The 252-nt window shown below is 49.6% G+C and carries 1 protein-coding gene; it reads left to right on the top strand.

Features of this window, described 5'->3' with window-relative positions:
- The coding region (locus tag SB725_RS32745; protein WP_410923645.1) for a Sir2 family NAD-dependent protein deacetylase at positions 1 to 252 on the top strand (252 nt) is incomplete at both ends.

The raw sequence follows: 252 nt of genomic DNA, 5'->3' as shown, positions 1-252 counted from the left end.
ACCTGCATGAACGCGCAGGTAATACCAATGTGATTCATATGCATGGGGAACTGCTGAAAGTGCGTTGTTCACAAAGTGGTCAGGTTCTCGACTGGACAGGAGACGTTACCCCAGAAGATAAATGCCATTGTTGCCAGTTTCCGGCACCCTTGCGCCCGCATGTAGTGTGGTTTGGCGAAATGCCACTCGGCATGGATGAAATTTATATGGCGTTGTCGATGGCCGATATTTTCATTGCCATTGGCACATCCG

It is taken from the genome of Pseudomonas sp. SIMBA_041 (assembly GCF_046535095.1).
Lineage (GTDB): Bacteria > Pseudomonadota > Gammaproteobacteria > Pseudomonadales > Pseudomonadaceae > Aquipseudomonas > Aquipseudomonas mucoides.
This window is presented reverse-complemented; position numbering and strand designations above follow the sequence as displayed.